Source organism: Deinococcus sp. (assembly GCF_030523985.1).
Lineage (GTDB): Bacteria > Deinococcota > Deinococci > Deinococcales > Deinococcaceae > Deinococcus.
Window position 1 is genome coordinate 1 of record NZ_JAUNHK010000025.1, and the last position, 14,149, is coordinate 14,149.

The 14,149-nt window shown below is 66.7% G+C and carries 12 protein-coding genes; 3 read left to right on the plus strand and 9 right to left on the minus strand.

Features of this window, described 5'->3' with window-relative positions; genetic code table 11:
• The first annotated feature begins 50 nt into the window (after positions 1-50).
• From sodA to Q4C89_RS05680, 3 genes are all read left to right on the plus strand, one after another.
• Complete coding sequence (gene sodA, locus Q4C89_RS05670; protein WP_303101634.1) at positions 51-674, plus strand: superoxide dismutase [Mn]; 624 nt, start codon at positions 51-53, stop codon at positions 672-674.
• An 80-nt stretch (positions 675-754) separates the two neighbouring features.
• The gene (locus tag Q4C89_RS05675; RefSeq protein WP_303101635.1) at positions 755-1,528 is read left to right on the plus strand and encodes a TIGR00282 family metallophosphoesterase; all 774 of its coding nucleotides are present in this window, start codon (positions 755-757) and stop codon (positions 1,526-1,528) included.
• Positions 1,529-1,599: 71 nt separating this feature from the next.
• A complete protein-coding gene (locus Q4C89_RS05680; protein ID WP_303101636.1) occupies positions 1,600-4,095 on the plus strand; it encodes a phosphoenolpyruvate carboxylase in 2,496 nt (831 codons plus the stop codon).
• 133 nt (positions 4,096-4,228) lie between these two features.
• On the opposite strand, the gene Q4C89_RS05685 is transcribed toward Q4C89_RS05680, so the two are convergent.
• The 9 genes from Q4C89_RS05685 to Q4C89_RS05725 all read right to left on the minus strand — a co-directional run.
• Positions 4,229-5,665: an alpha-amylase family glycosyl hydrolase gene (locus Q4C89_RS05685; protein ID WP_303101637.1), complete on the minus strand. Its 1,437-nt coding sequence runs from the start codon at positions 5,663-5,665 to the stop codon at positions 4,229-4,231.
• Between the two features lie 48 nt (positions 5,666-5,713).
• Positions 5,714-7,456, minus strand: coding sequence for an arsenical pump-driving ATPase (arsA, locus tag Q4C89_RS05690; protein ID WP_303101638.1), 1,743 nt, complete (start codon positions 7,454-7,456; stop codon positions 5,714-5,716).
• A gap of 56 nt (positions 7,457-7,512) precedes the next feature.
• Positions 7,513-7,908 carry an arsenite efflux transporter metallochaperone ArsD gene (arsD, locus tag Q4C89_RS05695; protein ID WP_303101639.1) on the minus strand — a complete coding sequence of 132 codons (396 nt, stop codon included), beginning with the start codon at positions 7,906-7,908 and terminating at the stop codon, positions 7,513-7,515.
• Positions 7,905-8,252 (minus strand): helix-turn-helix transcriptional regulator, encoded by a 348-nt coding sequence (locus tag Q4C89_RS05700; protein WP_303101640.1) that lies wholly within the window; start codon positions 8,250-8,252, stop codon positions 7,905-7,907. The genes arsD and Q4C89_RS05700 overlap by 4 nt, the downstream gene beginning before the upstream one ends.
• 98 nt (positions 8,253-8,350) lie before the next feature.
• Positions 8,351-9,067: a metallophosphoesterase gene (locus tag Q4C89_RS05705; protein ID WP_303101641.1), complete on the minus strand. Its 717-nt coding sequence runs from the start codon at positions 9,065-9,067 to the stop codon at positions 8,351-8,353.
• Positions 9,064-9,735: an MIP/aquaporin family protein gene (locus Q4C89_RS05710; protein WP_303101642.1), complete on the minus strand. Its 672-nt coding sequence runs from the start codon at positions 9,733-9,735 to the stop codon at positions 9,064-9,066. Before Q4C89_RS05710 ends, Q4C89_RS05705 begins: the two co-directional genes overlap by 4 nt.
• Positions 9,728-10,189, minus strand: a complete 462-nt coding sequence (locus Q4C89_RS05715; protein WP_303101643.1) for an arsenate reductase ArsC — start codon at positions 10,187-10,189, stop codon at positions 9,728-9,730. Before Q4C89_RS05715 ends, Q4C89_RS05710 begins: the two co-directional genes overlap by 8 nt.
• Positions 10,190-10,254: 65 nt before the next feature.
• Complete coding sequence (locus Q4C89_RS05720) at positions 10,255-13,557, minus strand: chromosome segregation SMC family protein (RefSeq protein WP_303101644.1); 3,303 nt, start codon at positions 13,555-13,557, stop codon at positions 10,255-10,257.
• A 100-nt stretch (positions 13,558-13,657) separates the two neighbouring features.
• Positions 13,658-14,149: GerMN domain-containing protein (locus Q4C89_RS05725; RefSeq protein WP_303101645.1), on the minus strand; the 492-nt coding region annotated here is incomplete at its 5' end.

Here is a 14,149-nt window from a genome sequence, read left to right on the forward strand (position 1 = left end):
GTCAGACGGCAACATTCAACTTTTCACTTTGCCGCATGGAGGAGCTTCTTATGCCTTATACCCTTCCCCCCCTGCCCTACGCTTACGACGCTCTGGAACCCCACATCGACGCCAAGACGATGGAGATTCACCACACCAAGCACCACCAGACCTACATCGACAACGCCAACAAGGCGCTCGAAGGCACTGAATGGGCCGACCTGCCCGTCGAAGAACTGATTCAGAAGCTCGACGCCGTGCCCGCCGACAAGAAGACTGCACTGCGTAACAACGCGGGCGGGCACGCCAACCACAGCCTGTTCTGGCAGGTTATGGGTCAGGGCCAGGGCGCTCAGCCCAGCGGCGAACTGCTCGAAGCCATTGGCAGCGCCTTCGGTTCCTTCGACGCCTTCAAGCAGAAGTTCGAAGACGCCGCCAAGACCCGCTTCGGCTCGGGCTGGGCGTGGCTGGTCGTCAAGGACGGCAAGCTGGACGTGGTCAGCACCGCCAATCAGGACAACCCCCTGATGGGCGAAGCCGTGGCAGGCGTGAGCGGCACCCCGATTCTGGGTGTGGACGTGTGGGAGCACGCCTACTACCTCAACTACCAGAACAAGCGCCCCGATTACCTCGCCGCCTTCTGGAACGTGGTGAACTGGGACGAAGTGGCGAAGCGCTACGCTGCCGCCAAGTAAAGCCAACCAAGATGAAAAGGCCCCGGCACATGCTGGGGCTTTTTGCTGTTTCGTCGCCCCCAAGCCTCTACACTGCCCTCATGCGAGTGCTTTTCATCGGTGACGTGTTCGGGCAACCGGGGCGGCGCGTCTTGCAGAACCATCTGCCCCGGATTCGGTCTGACTTTGATTTCGTCATCGTCAACATGGAAAACTCGGCGGGCGGCTTCGGGATGCACCGCGAGGCGGCCCAGAACGCGGTCGAAGCGGGCGCGGGCTGCCTGACGCTGGGCAACCACGCCTGGCACCACAAGGACATTTACCCGCTGATGGGCGACGACACCTACCCCATCGTGCGGCCCCTGAACTACGCCGACCCCGGCACCCCTGGCGTGGGCTGGCGCACCTTTGACGTGAACGGCGAAAAGCTGACGGTGGTGAACCTGCTGGGGCGCGTGTTCATGGACTCGGTGGCGAATCCGTTCCGGGCGATGGACGAACTGCTGGAACGCGACGACCTCGGCAGCGTGTTCGTGGACTTTCACGCCGAGGCGACCAGTGAAAAACAGGCGATGGGCTGGCATCTGGCGGGGCGGGTGGCGGCGGTGGTCGGCACGCACACCCACGTCCCCACCGCCGACACGCGCATCCTCAAGGGCGGCACCGCGTACCAGACCGACGCGGGCTTTACCGGGCCGCACGATTCCATCATCGGCTCGGCGATCGAGGGGCCGCTGCAACGCTTCCTCACCGAGCGCCCCCACCGTTACGGCGTTGCCGAGGGCCGCGCCGAACTCAACGGCGTGATTGTCCAGATAGAGGGCGGCAAGGCGACGGCGGCGGAGCGCTACCGTTTCATAGAGGAGAAGGTGTAAGCGTTTAAGGACAGCGAGGTTTTTCTCAGTCCCTTAGCCTCTTGGTCCTTTGAGACCCCACAGGGAGAAACATGGCACTCAACAACGATGTCAACCGCCTGGGCCGCATTCTCGGTCAGGTCCTCAAAGAGCAGGAAGGAGAGGCGTTTTTCGAGCTGGTGGAGCAGACCCGCGCCCTGGTGCGCGAGGTGCGGGCCGGAGGCGACCCCGCCGAACTGAACGCGCTGCTTTCGCGCCTGAGCGAAGACGAGGCGTCCAATCTGGCCCGCGCTTTTACGTGGTATTTCCAATTGGTCAACATGGCCGAGGAGTACGAGCGGGTGCGGGTGCTGCAAAGCCGCAGCGGGGTACGGGCGCAGAGCTTGGCGCAGGCACTCAGCGACCTCAAGGCCCAGGGTCTCAGCGCCGAAGAAACCGAGGCGCTGCTGTCCCGTGTGGAACTGGAACTCACCTTCACCGCCCACCCCACCGAGATGCGCCGCCGCACCGTGCGCTCTCACCTGGAAGACATCGCCCGCGAACTGCCCGACTTGGAGCGTGAATCGGCGCAGGAGCGGGTGGCGGCCCATGTGGAGGCGCTGTGGCGCACGCCCGAGCTGCGGCGTTTGCGGCCCACCGTTCTGGACGAGGTCAAGGGCGGCCTCAACTACATCTCCACCATTGCCGAGGCGCTGCCCAAACTGGAGCGCGACCTGGCCGGAGCCTTCCGCGAGGTGTACGGGCGCGACACGGCGGCGCACGTTCCGCTGCGGTTTTCGTCGTGGATGGGGGGTGACCGCGACGGCAACCCCTTCGTGACGCCGCAGGCCACCCACGAGGCGCTGACCCTGCACCGCGAAAAGGCCCGCGAACTGCTGCTGAGCGCCATCAAGCAGGCCTACACCGACCTCAGCCAGGAGGAAGAAGAGGACGCCGCCGAGGGCACCTACCGCACCGAACTGCGCTCTTTGCACAACGCGGTGCGTGACGGGGAACGGGTAGAGTTGTTGCCGCGCCTCGAAGCCCTCAACGCCCGTCTGCTGGCCGATGGGCAAGCCCGCACCGCCCGCCAACTGCTGATGCCTTTGCTGGCGGCGGCCCGCGTCTTCGGGCAACATCTGGTCAGCCTGGACATCCGCGAACACTCGGGACAGACGGGCGCGGCGGTGGCGCAGCTGCTGCGGGCGGCGGGCGTGGAGGCCGATTATCTGGCGCTCCCCGAACACGCCAAGCTGGATCTCCTGACCCGCGAACTGCGCTCACGCCGCCCCCTGTGGCCTGCGGGCGAGGCACTCCCGGAGGCACTGGAAACGGTCATCGGCCCCATCCGCGAGGTGCAGGCGGCGGCGCGGGAGGTCGGCCCGCGTGCCTTCGGTCACTACGTCATCTCCATGTCCGAGAGCGTCAGCGACGTGCTGGAGCCGCTGCTGCTGGCCCGCGAGGTCGGTTTCCGGGTGCTGCCCGTGCCGCTCTTCGAAACCCTGGACGACCTTCAGCGTGCGCCGCAAATCGTCTGGGAACTGCTGTCTTTGCCCGAATACCGCGCCGTGCTGGGCGACGACATGCAGGAAATCATGATTGGCTACTCCGACTCCAACAAGGACGCGGGCTTTCTGGCGGCCAACTGGGGACTGCACGAGGCGCAGCGCAACATCAGCGCGGTGTGCCGGCGTGCGGGCGTGCGCTGGCGCTTTTTCCACGGGCGCGGCACGTCCATCGGGCGCGGGGGCGGACCGGCCAGCCGCGCCATCCTGGGGCAGCCTGCGGGCACGATTGACGCGGGCGTGCGGATTACCGAACAGGGCGAGGCGCTGGCGGACAAGTACAGCCACCCCGTGCTGGCGCGGCGCAATCTAGAACAGGCGCTCTACGGCGTGCTGCTCGCTGCCGCCCGTCCCGTGGGCGACCCGCCCGCCGAATTCATGGAGGCCATGACCCGCGCTGCCGACGCAAGCGCCCGGACTTACCGTCAACTGGTGCAGGGCGAAGCGTTCCTGCCCTTCTACGAGCGGGTCACGCCCATTCACGAAATCAGCCGCCTGAACATCGCCTCGCGCCCGGTGCGCCGCCCTGGTGCCCCGTCCCTGAGCAACCTCCGCGCCATTCCCTGGGTGATGAGCTGGACGCAAAACCGCGCCAACCTGCCCGGCTGGTACGGCCTGGGCGAAGGCCTGGCCGAAATCGGGCCGGAACTGGCCGCCCGCATGTACGCCGAGTGGCCCTTTTTCCGCTCCATGCTGGACAACGCCCAGATGAGCCTCGCCAAGAGCGACCCGCTGGTCTTCGCCGAATATTTGACCTTGCTCGGAGATGACGGGGCGGGCGCGGAACTGGCGCGGCACTTGCAAGACGCCTATGCCCGCAGCGTGGTGGCGGTAGAAGCCGTGGTCGGCGGCGAACTGATGGCGAACGAGCCGCGCCTGCTCGAGAGCATCGGGCTGCGTAACCCGTACATCGACCCCATTCACCGCCTGCAAGTGGAGCTGCTGCGCCGCTCACGCTCGCACGAGGGCGGCCTGGACGAATACGAACGCCCGCTGCTGCTGACCTTGCAGGGCATCGCGGCGGGCGTGCGGAACACGGGATAAGGGTTTGGGAATGGATGATGGGTTCGCTTCGCTGATGGATGATGGAAAGAGAGTAGAGCCGTTGTCGGCAACCCTATTTTTGGCGTTTTGACGTTTCCACGAACAACTTCCCAGCTTTTTCCGTCAGTTGGTCCTATTTCAGCACGAACGCCGCCGTATCCTTTGGCGGCAGGCTGACGTGCAGGTAGCCTCCCTTGACGCTGACTTTGGCGTTCTGCCCAGCGAAAAGGGTTCTGGTTACGTCTTGCGCGTCGGCTTTCAGCCCCAGCGTACTCAGCTTGAGTGAGTAGGTGCGGCGCTGCTGCCCACCGTGCCACGCGACCAGCACGCGCTGACCGTTCGCCTCGCGGGTGAACAGCAGCAGGTCGTCGGCCTGACGGTCAGGCACGGGCAGCAGTTTCTGCACGCCCCGGCTGAGGGCCGCGCTGGCCTTTCGCACGGCGATGGCGTCGCGGGCCACGTCATACACGGCTTTTTCGGCGGGGGACCACTGCGACTCGAAGCGCATGTCGCGGCGGTTGTCGGGGTCGGCCCCGCCGCGCATGGCGATTTCGGTGCCCTGGTAGAGGACGGGCACGCCCCGCAGCGTCAGCAGCGCCCGCAGGCCGTATTTGGTGCGGGCCTGTCCCTCGTCTTCAAAGAGGCTGCCCTGAGCGAAGCGCGGCACGTCGTGGTTGTCGAGAAACAGCGCCACCTCGCCGGGGCGGGCCAGTTCGCCCGAGCGGCTGAGCACCTCGCGCACGTTGACCAGACTGGAACTGCCCATCACGCTGCCGCGCATGGCGGCTTGCAGGCTGAACAGAAACAGGCTGTCGAAGCCCTGCTTTTGCCAGTCCGCCACGGTGCCGGAGTCGGCGTCGTACCACTCGCCCAGCGTCCACGTTCCGGCAGCGCGGTCTTTTTTCAGCAAGTCCAGCAGGAAAGGCCGCTCGACATGTTTGATGGCGTCGTAGCGGAAACCGTCCACGCCACGCGAGCGCCAGAAGTCGGCATTGTCGAGGAGCTGCTGGCGCACGGCGGGCACGCTCTGGCGCAGGTCAGGCAGGCCCGCGAGGGGACAGTCCACGTCCTTGTTCGGGCTGGCGTCACACTGCGCCTTGCCGTTGAACCATGCCGGATTGGCCTTGACCGTCGGGGCCTCGTAGCCGTAGTGGTTGATCACCTGATCGAGCACCACTTTCATGCCCGCATCCTTGGCGGCCTTCATGAAGGTGTCGAAGGTCGCCAGCGTACCGAAATGCGGGTCGACCTGCCGGAAATCGGCGGGCCAGTAGCCGTGGTAGGCCGCTGTGTCGAACGAATTGGCGGTCTGCTGCTGGTAGATCGGCGTGAGCCAGAGGGCCGTCGCACCTAGGTTCTGGATGTAGGGCAGTTTCTGCGTCAGCCCGGCGAGGTCGCCGCCATGCCAGGCCCGCAGGTCGCCCCGGTCCACGCCCGCATTGTTGGTTTTGTCGCCGTCGAAAAAGCGGTCGGGCATCACCTGATAGATGATCTGGCCCTCGAAACTGGGGGCGCTCTGGGCTTGCGCGGCGCTGGTCAGCAGCAGCGTGGACAGCAGAATTTTGTGCATATGCCCCATGCTACGGCCTGAGCAGACCTGGGCTGGCCGGAGGAGGGTTTATCCCCTGCTTGCTAGCTCCAGCAGCCGCTCGCGCCCCACGGGTTCCTCGGCTTGCAGGCCAATCACCGCCAAACGTGGACTTTGGGCCTGCACCGCCGCCAGTTGCTCGGCTTCATGGGCCGCCCGCTGCCGCAGCAACGGCGAATGCGTCTGAGCCGCCAGCAAACTCTGGTTGACCACCCAGGCCCACGGCGTAATCCCCGCCCGTTTCAGGTCGGCTTGCAAGGCGGTGGCTTCCAGCACGGGCGTGGTTTCCGCCAGCGTAACCAAGATGACTTTGGTGCGCTCGGGGTTCTGAAGCTGCATCAGCGGGGTGGTGTACTTGGCGGCGTCGGTGGCGTGGCGCATCACTTCGCGGTGGTAAGCGCCCGTCGCGTCCAGCAGCAGCAGCGTGTGGCCCGTCGGGGCGGTGTCCATTACCACAAATTGCCGCTTGGACTCCCGAATCAGCCGCGAAAATGCTTGAAACACCGCGATTTCCTCGGTGCAGGGCGAGCGCAGGTCTTCTTCCAGCAGGGCGCGGCCCGCGTCGTCCAGGTCTTTGCCCTTGGTCTTGAGGACGTGCTGGCGGTAATTCTCGGTTTCGGTGTGCGGGTCAATGCGGCTGACGGTCAGGTTCGGTACTTCGCCCGCCAGAGTCTCATTCAGGTGCGCGGCGGGGTCGGAGGTGGTCAGGTGAACGGGGAGGCCTCGCTCTGCCAACGCCACCGCTAAGGCCGCCGCCACCGTCGTTTTGCCTACGCCACCCTTGCCCATCGTCATGATGAGGCCGCTGCCCGCCTGCGCCAGTTCGTCTATCAGGGCGTTGAGGGAAGGCAAGTCTTGAGCTTCGGTTTGGGCCGTTTCGGGCAGAGGAGCGTTTCCCTCGTCCAGCAAATGTCGCAGCGCGTCCAGTCCGACCAGGTTGAACGGTTTGAGGGCCACTTTATCCGTCGGCAGTGTGGTGAGGTTGGCGGGCAACTGGGCCAAGGCTTTTTGCTCGCGCTCGTGCAAGGCTTCCGCCAGCGTGTCGCCCGTTTCCTGTGGCATTACGCCATTGACGACCAGAAATTGCCCGCGTAGGCCCACGCCTGCCAGTTCGTCGCTGGTGCGGCTCACCTCGTCCAGCGCCGATTTCTGAGCGCGGCTGACCAGTACCAAGCGCGTCTTCTGCGGGTCGGACAGCGCCGCCACCGCGCCCGCGTACTGTTCCTTCTGCTTTTGCAGCCCCGCCATCGGCCCCAGGCAACTCGCGCCCTGCGGGTTGTGGTCGATGAAACTGCTCCACGACCCAGGCAGTTGCAGCAGGCGGATGGTGTGGCCCGTCGGCGCAGTGTCGAAAATGATGTGGTCGAACTGCTCCAGCAAGGTGGGGTCGGTCAGCAGCGCGGTGAACTCGTCAAAGGCGGCGATTTCGGTGGTGCAGGCTCCCGAAAGCTGCTCCTCGATGCCGCGCACGATGTCGTCGCCCAGCACACCGCGCACAGGCCCCACGATGCGCTCGCGGTACTGTTGCGCCGCCGCCTGTGGCTCAATTTCCAGCGCCCAGAGGTTCGGTACGGCGGCAATTTCGGTGACGCAGTTGCCGATGCACTGCCCGAACACCTGCCCCACATTGGACGCGGGGTCGGTACTGACCAGCAGGACTTTTTTGCCTTCCGAGGCGAGTTTCAGCGCCGTGGCACAGGACAGCGAGGTTTTGCCCACGCCGCCTTTGCCCGTGAAAAAGACGTAGGGGGGGAGGTTGGTGAGAAAGTGCATACGGGAACTCCTCTCTACCCGTCGGGGCAGACAGTCAGTAGGAAGCAGGGTTCAGGTCAGCAGCAGTTGGTGTCACCGCCGCAGCAAGCGGCAGGCGCGGCCACCGTCAATTCGGTCAGGCCCGTTCCAGCCAGGCCCAGCCAACGGGAAAGCTCCTCGCGGGTGGGATAGCGTCCAGCCAGCGCGACTTGACCGTCCAGCAAAACGAGCGGCAAGGCCGATTCGCCCGTGACCTTGAGCATCTGCGCCACTGCTGCGTTCTGAGCAAACGCCAGCGGCTCCTGCGCCAGATTGTGGCGGGTCAGGTGTGCGCCCTGAGCGGTGGCCCAAGCAGCGTCGGCGGCAAACGTCACCAGATTCTGGTCAACATCGGTGCCACACACGCCCGTCGAGCAGCACAGCGCGGGGTCGAAAATTTCAATCTGGGCGGGCTTCGTTGCAGTCTGGGTCATAGCGAAACTCCTTTGGTGTCGGTCTGGCAGGGGGCGGCGTTGGGGTCGGGTTGCCCCAAGGCGCTCAGCAGCTCGCGGGCCTGCTCAAAGCCGTCAGGATTCAGGGCGTAGTCCGTCCATTTGCCGCGCTTGGTGGCAGTGACCAGCCCCGCCCGCACCAGCAACTTCATGTGGTGGCTGACGGTGGGCTGCGAGAGGCCCAGGTGCGTTTCCAGGTCACAGGCGCATACGCTGCCCGCCTGGGCGCAGTCGTTGGCGGGCGGCCTAGCCAGCAGACGCAGCACCTTCAGGCGGCTGGGGTCGGCCAGCGCCTTGAACAACTCTGCGGATAGATTGAAATCCATAGATGTAAGATGCTCCTCGGATTGAAGGATGTCAATATCAAAAGAAGCCGCCCAGGGAAGGCCGGGCGGCTGATGTAGTCAGGTGGAAAATTTGAGCCTCAGTCTCCCTTGCCGGTTCTGAGTTGCCGCGCTTCTTTCTCACCCGCATAGGCATTGGCCTCGGCCCAGGCAGCGGCGGCTTCCACGTCGTAGGCCACGCGCTTGAAGGTCACGTTCCACACGTCGCCCTCGCCTTCCAGCAGCACCCAGCGGGCGTGGGGGCAGCCGTCTTTTTGCCGACTGACCGCGCCGCAGTTGACCACCGTCAGCGGGCCGATTTGCCGCAGATGTTCCAGGTGCGAGTGTCCCACGATGACCACCCGCGCCTCGCCCACGTCGTCCAGGCGCTCCAGCACCAGCGCGTCACTCGCCCAACTTTTGCCGTCGCGCAGCAGGTATTCCCAGGCGCTGGACGGGCTGCCGTGCGCCACCAGCACCTTGCCGCCTGCCAGCGTCGCCGTGGTCGGCAGATTCGCCACATATTCGCCCGCCCCAGCAGGCAACACCGAATGCAGCCACTCCAGCATCGCGCGTTTTTCGGTCTCAGGCGTCAGTTTCTCGCCCAGCCGCTCATCGGTGTTGCCGCGAATTTCCTTGGCGCCATACTTTGCCTTGATTTCTTGCTGCAAGGCCCACGCCCCAGCGGGGTCAGCGCCGCCGAACAGCCCGTCGCCCAGGTTGGCCCATTCGTCTACCTTGTGTGCTTCCATGTCTTTCAGCACGGCTTCCAGCGCAAAGCGGTTGCCGTGAACGTCCCCAAAAACAGCGATTTTCATGCGTTCTCCTGTGCCACGAACTTCTGTGCGTCCTGCGGTCGGGTGGGCGGCGTGTCGCTCAGGGCGCGGTAGGCCAGCGCCGCCAGCACGCCGCCGAGCAGCGGGGCCAGCCAGTAGAGCCAGTGCGCTTCCCACTGCCCACTCAGCAGCGCGGGGCCAAAGGAGCGGGCGGGGTTCATGCTCGCGCCCGTAATGGGGCCGCCCATCAGGGCTTCCAGCGCCACCACGCCGCCCACCACGGCAGGCAAACCAGAGCGCAGCGCCACCAGCAGCAGGAAAAAGGTCAGGATGGTTTCCAGCGTAAACGCCTGCATCACGCTGCCCGCAGGCAAGGTGGCGCCCAGCCCGCCCTTCAGTCCAAACAGCGCCAGCAGCGCCGCCGCCGCGACCACCGCCCCCAGCAGTTGCGCGGCGATGTAGGGCAAAACCTGCCCACGCGGAAATTGCCCCGCTGCCCACAGCGCCACCGTCGCGGCAGGGTTGATGTGCGCCCCGCTGATGGGCGAGAGGGCCGCCAGCACCGCCGTCACCACCAGCCCGAACACCGCCGCCACGCCGAGATATCCGAGTGCGCCCGTCTGGGCCTGCACCACCGCCGCCCCCGCGCCGAAAAACACCAGGGCGAACGTGCCCAGCGCTTCGGCCCCCAGCGCCCGCGCTTCAGGCATGACGCACGGCAGGCGCGTCGGCGTAGGTTGCGGGGGCCGCTTCGCCCTTCGCCAGCGCGTCCACAAAGGCGTCAAACTGCACCTTCATCTGGTCGCGCACCTCGCGCCACTTGTCCAGGCTGCCGCCCGAGGGGTCAACGAAGGGGTAGTGGCGGCGCTCGGTCTGGCCTGGGTAGAGGGGGCAAGCGTCGTTGGCGCTGTCGCAGACGGTGATGACGTAATCGAAGTTCTGCGCGTCGGGCACGTCGTGCAGCGTCTTGGAAGTGTGCGCCGAGAGGTCGAGGCCGAGTTCCGCCATCACGGTTTTGGCGTCTTCCTTGACGAAGGTGGCCTCCGTACCCGCCGAGTGAACGTCCAGCGGCAAATCGGCGCGGCGGGCGGCCTCGCGGGTCAGGGCCTCGGCCATCTGGGAACGGGCAGAATTGTGGGTGCAGAGAATCAGGACTCGCTTCATGCCCCCCATCATATTGACAGATTTAGGTTTGTCAATGAGTCGCTGTAGCGGTGACGGGTATCGGTTTATTCCCGCGCCTGCTTGATGCTCAGCACGCGGCTCGCACCCGTCTGGTCGGTGGTCACGCCCCAGAGCGCCGTCGCCACTTCCATCGTCGCCTTCTGGTGGGTGACCAGCAGAAACTGCGTGCCACGCTCGGCAAAGCGAGTTAGAAAGGCGGTAAAGCGGCGAATATTGGCCTCGTCCAGCGGGGCGTCCACCTCATCCAGTACCGCCAGCGGCAACCCGCCCATGCCTTCCTCACCGCCCGCGTGGTTGAGCGCGAACAGAAAGCCCAGCCCCGCCATTGTGCGCTCGCCTGCCGAGAGCAGCGTCATGGAGCGGGTGCGCTTGCCTTTGGGTTGCACCGCAAGCCGCAGCCCAGTGAGGCGGCCCGCGTCGTCCTGTTCGGGTTCCAGTTCGCCCACGCCGCCCAGCAGTTCGGCGCTGTACTCGCGGAACGCGGCATTGACCCGCTCGAACGCCTCACGGGTGGCCCCGCGCTCGGCCCCTTCCAACTCGCTCAGGTGGGCGCGGAGTTCGGCGGCGGCGGCTTCGGCATCGGCGGCTTCAGCCTGCTGCGCCGCCAGCACCTCCAGTTCGGCGCGGTGGTCGGCCTCGGCACGGGCGTTGACGGGGCCAATCCGTTCCAGTTCGGCGCGGGCGCGGCCCAGTTCAGCCGTCCACTCGCGGGGAGTGCCCGTGGGCGCGGGCCACTCGGCGGGCGGCAGAGGCTCCACGCTGCCCTCACGCCGCGCGATGAGGAGGCGCAACTCGTCCAGACGGCCCCGCACGCGGTTCTGTTCGCCAATCAGGTTGCTGTAGGCCAGGGCCGCCGCCTCCCGCTCGGCCTCGGCGCGAGGAAATTCGTGTTCGTCCAGCGTGCCCAGGGCACTCTCGCGGCGGCGCACCTCGGTCAGCGCGGCTTCCAGTCCGCCTTGCTGGGCAGCGGCAGATTCGGCGTTGACGCGCAGGCGTTCGCGCAGGCTGGCGGCGCGGCCCTCGGCCTGGCGGTAGGTTTTCCAGGCATTGTCCAGTTCGCGGGCCAGGGCCAAGGCTTCGAGCGCCTCGCGCTCGGCGGCACGGCCCGCTTCGGCCTGCTGCCGGGCGTCCCAAAGCGCGGCTTCCAGTTCGGCGGGGTCGGCATCGGTGGTGGGCAGTGGCTCGGGCGATGGCGCGTCCTGTTGCAGACGGGTCAAAAGTTCATCGCGGTGGGCACGTAGGCTGCGGGCCTGGGCCGACAGTTCGGTGACGCGCTTTTCGGCCTCGCGCTCGGCCCGCAAGGTGTCGTCGCGCTGACGCAGCAGTTCGGGCCAGTCGCCTGCAGAGGGGTCGCCCAGTTCAGCCAACTGCTTCTGAAAGTTCGCCGCCTGCCGCTCGGCCTGTTCCAGTTCTTCGTCCAGTTCCTGAAAGCGCCGCTGGTCGCTCAGCACGGCGCTTCCACTGTCACGCAGTCTGCCGCCCGTAATCGCACCGCCCGCTTCCAGCAGTTCGCCGTCCAGCGTGACCAGACGGGGACGGCTGGCGTGCTGACGGGCCAAGCGGTTGGCGGTATTCAGGCTGTCCACCAGCACGGTATCCGCCAGCACCGCCTCGCCCACCAGCGGTGGGTCGGTGGGGCAAAGGTCAGCCAGATTGCCGATGACGCCGCTCTCGCGCAGCAAGGCGGCGTCACGGCGCGGGCGGGCGCGGATGAGGTCCAGGGGCAAGAAGGTGGCCCGGCCCCCCACCCGCTTGAGTTCCTCAATGATGTCGCGGGCATCGTCGCCGGAATGCACCACCACCTGCTCCAGCCTGCGCCCCAGCGCGGCGGTGATGGCGGTTTCGTACTCGGCAGGCACCGTCAGCACGTCCGCCACCGACCCCACGATGCCGGGATGGTCGAGCCGCAGCGCGTTGCGTGCGCCCTCGCCGTAGCGGGCGTAGGAGTTCAGCGCCGTTTCCAGCCGTTCGCGCTCGCGTCGCAGGGGAGCCAAACCCGCCGAAAGCCGCGCCAGTTCGGACTGAAGGTGCTGGGCACGGGCCTGCGCCGCTTCTCGCTCGGCGGCCTGGGTCAGATAGCGGGCCTCGGTCTGCTGCCTGGCCTGAGCAGCCGCATTCAGCGCGTCCTGGGCGGCTTCCAGGCGGGTCTGCGCCGTTTCCAGGTTACCCTCGGCGCGTTCGAGTTCGGCACGGAGTGTGCCCTGGCTGGCCTCGCTGCGGGCCTGGGCTTCGGCGGCGCGGGCGGCCTGCTCACGGGCGCGGGTCAGGTCGCGGTCCAGTCGTTTAGCCTGGGCCTCGGCCCCCTCGGCCACCGCACGCAGGCGCGAGGCTTCGGTTTGCAGGTGGGCGAGGTCGGGCGCGGGTTCGGCGGGGGCCGTTTGGGGCAGACTCGCCAGTTCGCGTTCCAGCCCTTCGCGCTCACCCGCCAGATGCTGCTGATACCGCTCGGCCTGGGCATGGGCGGCGCGGGCGGCTTGCAGGGTTTCCAGCGCCCCAGCGTAGGCGGCGCGGCGGGCGCGGGCGTCCTGGGCGGCTTCACGGGCCTGCTCCACACGGGCAGCGGCGACCGTCACGTCGCGGGCCAGCCCCGCCGAACGCTGTTCCAGGCTGGCTGCCTCGGCCTGCGCCGCCGCGATTTCACGCAGCAGGGCAGCCTGCTTTTCGCGCCTGAGGGCGTCCTCCAGCACCAGCACCCGCTCGGAAAGCTGACGGTGCAGCGCGGCTTGCTCGGCGGCGCGGGCCAGCTTTGCCGTCGCCACCTCGCGCTCGTTCAGCAGCAATCGCAGGCGTTCCAGATGGGTGTCGGCTTCCTTCAGCCGCGCCTCGGTGTCCTGCCGCGCACTCACGGCCCGCGACAGCCCCGCCGCTTCCTGCAAGTAGCCCAGTAGGGTTTTGCCCTCGGCCTGCACCACCCCGCTGACCTCGCCCTGCCCGATGACTGCTAGGCCCCCTGGCCCCAGCCCCGTGCCGCGCAGCGCCGATTGAATGTCCTTGGCCCGCACGCCGCGCCCGTTCAGGTCTTGCTCGGCGGTGCCGTCGCGGTAGATGCGGCGGGTGACGTTGGTTCGGCCCTCGGCGGTCAGCAGTTCGAGCTGCACTTCGGCCAGCCCCAGCGGAGCCTTGCCGCCCGAGCCGTGAAAAATCAGTTCGGAAGCCCGCCCCGCCCGCAGTTCCCGCGCCCGTGCGCCGTGGGTGGCCCAGCGGATGGCCTCCACCACGTTGCTTTTACCCGACCCGTTGGGGCCGATGACAGCACAGACCCCGCCCGACCCGCCTGGAAAGGAAAACTCCAGGCGGGTGCGGTCGGCAAAGGATTTGAACCCCTGAAGGGTGATGGACTGAATCATGGTGAGGGGTGGAGTGTGAAGGGAAAAGAGAAAAGAGTAGAGGGAGAAGGGCGAAGTGACAGAGTGTTTCTCTCTGCTCTCAACCCTCTACCCTCCCCAATCAGTCAGCGCAGTCGGCCCGGGTAAACGCCCGCGTGAGGTCGATGTGGCCGATGGTTTCGGCCATCTTGCCGTTCACGAGGAACGTCACGTCGTCGCCGCCCGGTTCCAGCAGCGTGCGCGTGATGGTACACAGCAGCATCCGCTCGCCTGAACTGCCGTAGCCGAGCTTGGTGTAGGCGGGCAAAAGGTCCACGTAGTAGTGCTTGCCGCGCACGTACACGCGGGGGGCGTCGGTTCCGGCAGGCACGACGGGAAGCGCGTCGGTGTTCTCCTTGCCCGGCCCCTGCGCCCAGACGTTCAGGGCGGCCTGCGCCAAGCTGGTCGGGTTTTCTTCGACCACCTGCGCGGTGCGGGTCAGCATCTTGAGGCTCTTGACCTGCAGGTCCGAGTAGTAGACCTTGACCGGAACCCCATGGCGCTCCAACAGTTCGAGTTTGGGCGGCTTGGGCGGCTCGGGCGGGCGCTGCACGACCTGATAGGCGTAGGCGGC

Coding starts and splice junctions, on each gene's coding strand:
- Q4C89_RS05700 (WP_303101640.1), bottom strand. CDS start 8,252: ATGGATTTCAATCTATCCGCAGAGTTGTTCAAGGCGCTGGCCGACCCC.
- Q4C89_RS05705 (WP_303101641.1), bottom strand. CDS start 9,067: ATGAAAATCGCTGTTTTTGGGGACGTTCACGGCAACCGCTTTGCGCTG.
- arsD (WP_303101639.1), bottom strand. CDS start 7,908: ATGACCCAGACTGCAACGAAGCCCGCCCAGATTGAAATTTTCGACCCC.
- Q4C89_RS05715 (WP_303101643.1), bottom strand. CDS start 10,189: ATGAAGCGAGTCCTGATTCTCTGCACCCACAATTCTGCCCGTTCCCAG.
- Q4C89_RS05675 (WP_303101635.1), top strand. CDS start 755: ATGCGAGTGCTTTTCATCGGTGACGTGTTCGGGCAACCGGGGCGGCGC.
- Q4C89_RS05685 (WP_303101637.1), bottom strand. CDS start 5,665: ATGCACAAAATTCTGCTGTCCACGCTGCTGCTGACCAGCGCCGCGCAA.
- Q4C89_RS05680 (WP_303101636.1), top strand. CDS start 1,600: ATGGCACTCAACAACGATGTCAACCGCCTGGGCCGCATTCTCGGTCAG.
- Q4C89_RS05710 (WP_303101642.1), bottom strand. CDS start 9,735: ATGCCTGAAGCGCGGGCGCTGGGGGCCGAAGCGCTGGGCACGTTCGCC.
- arsA (WP_303101638.1), bottom strand. CDS start 7,456: ATGCACTTTCTCACCAACCTCCCCCCCTACGTCTTTTTCACGGGCAAA.
- Q4C89_RS05720 (WP_303101644.1), bottom strand. CDS start 13,557: ATGATTCAGTCCATCACCCTTCAGGGGTTCAAATCCTTTGCCGACCGC.
- sodA (WP_303101634.1), top strand. CDS start 51: ATGCCTTATACCCTTCCCCCCCTGCCCTACGCTTACGACGCTCTGGAA.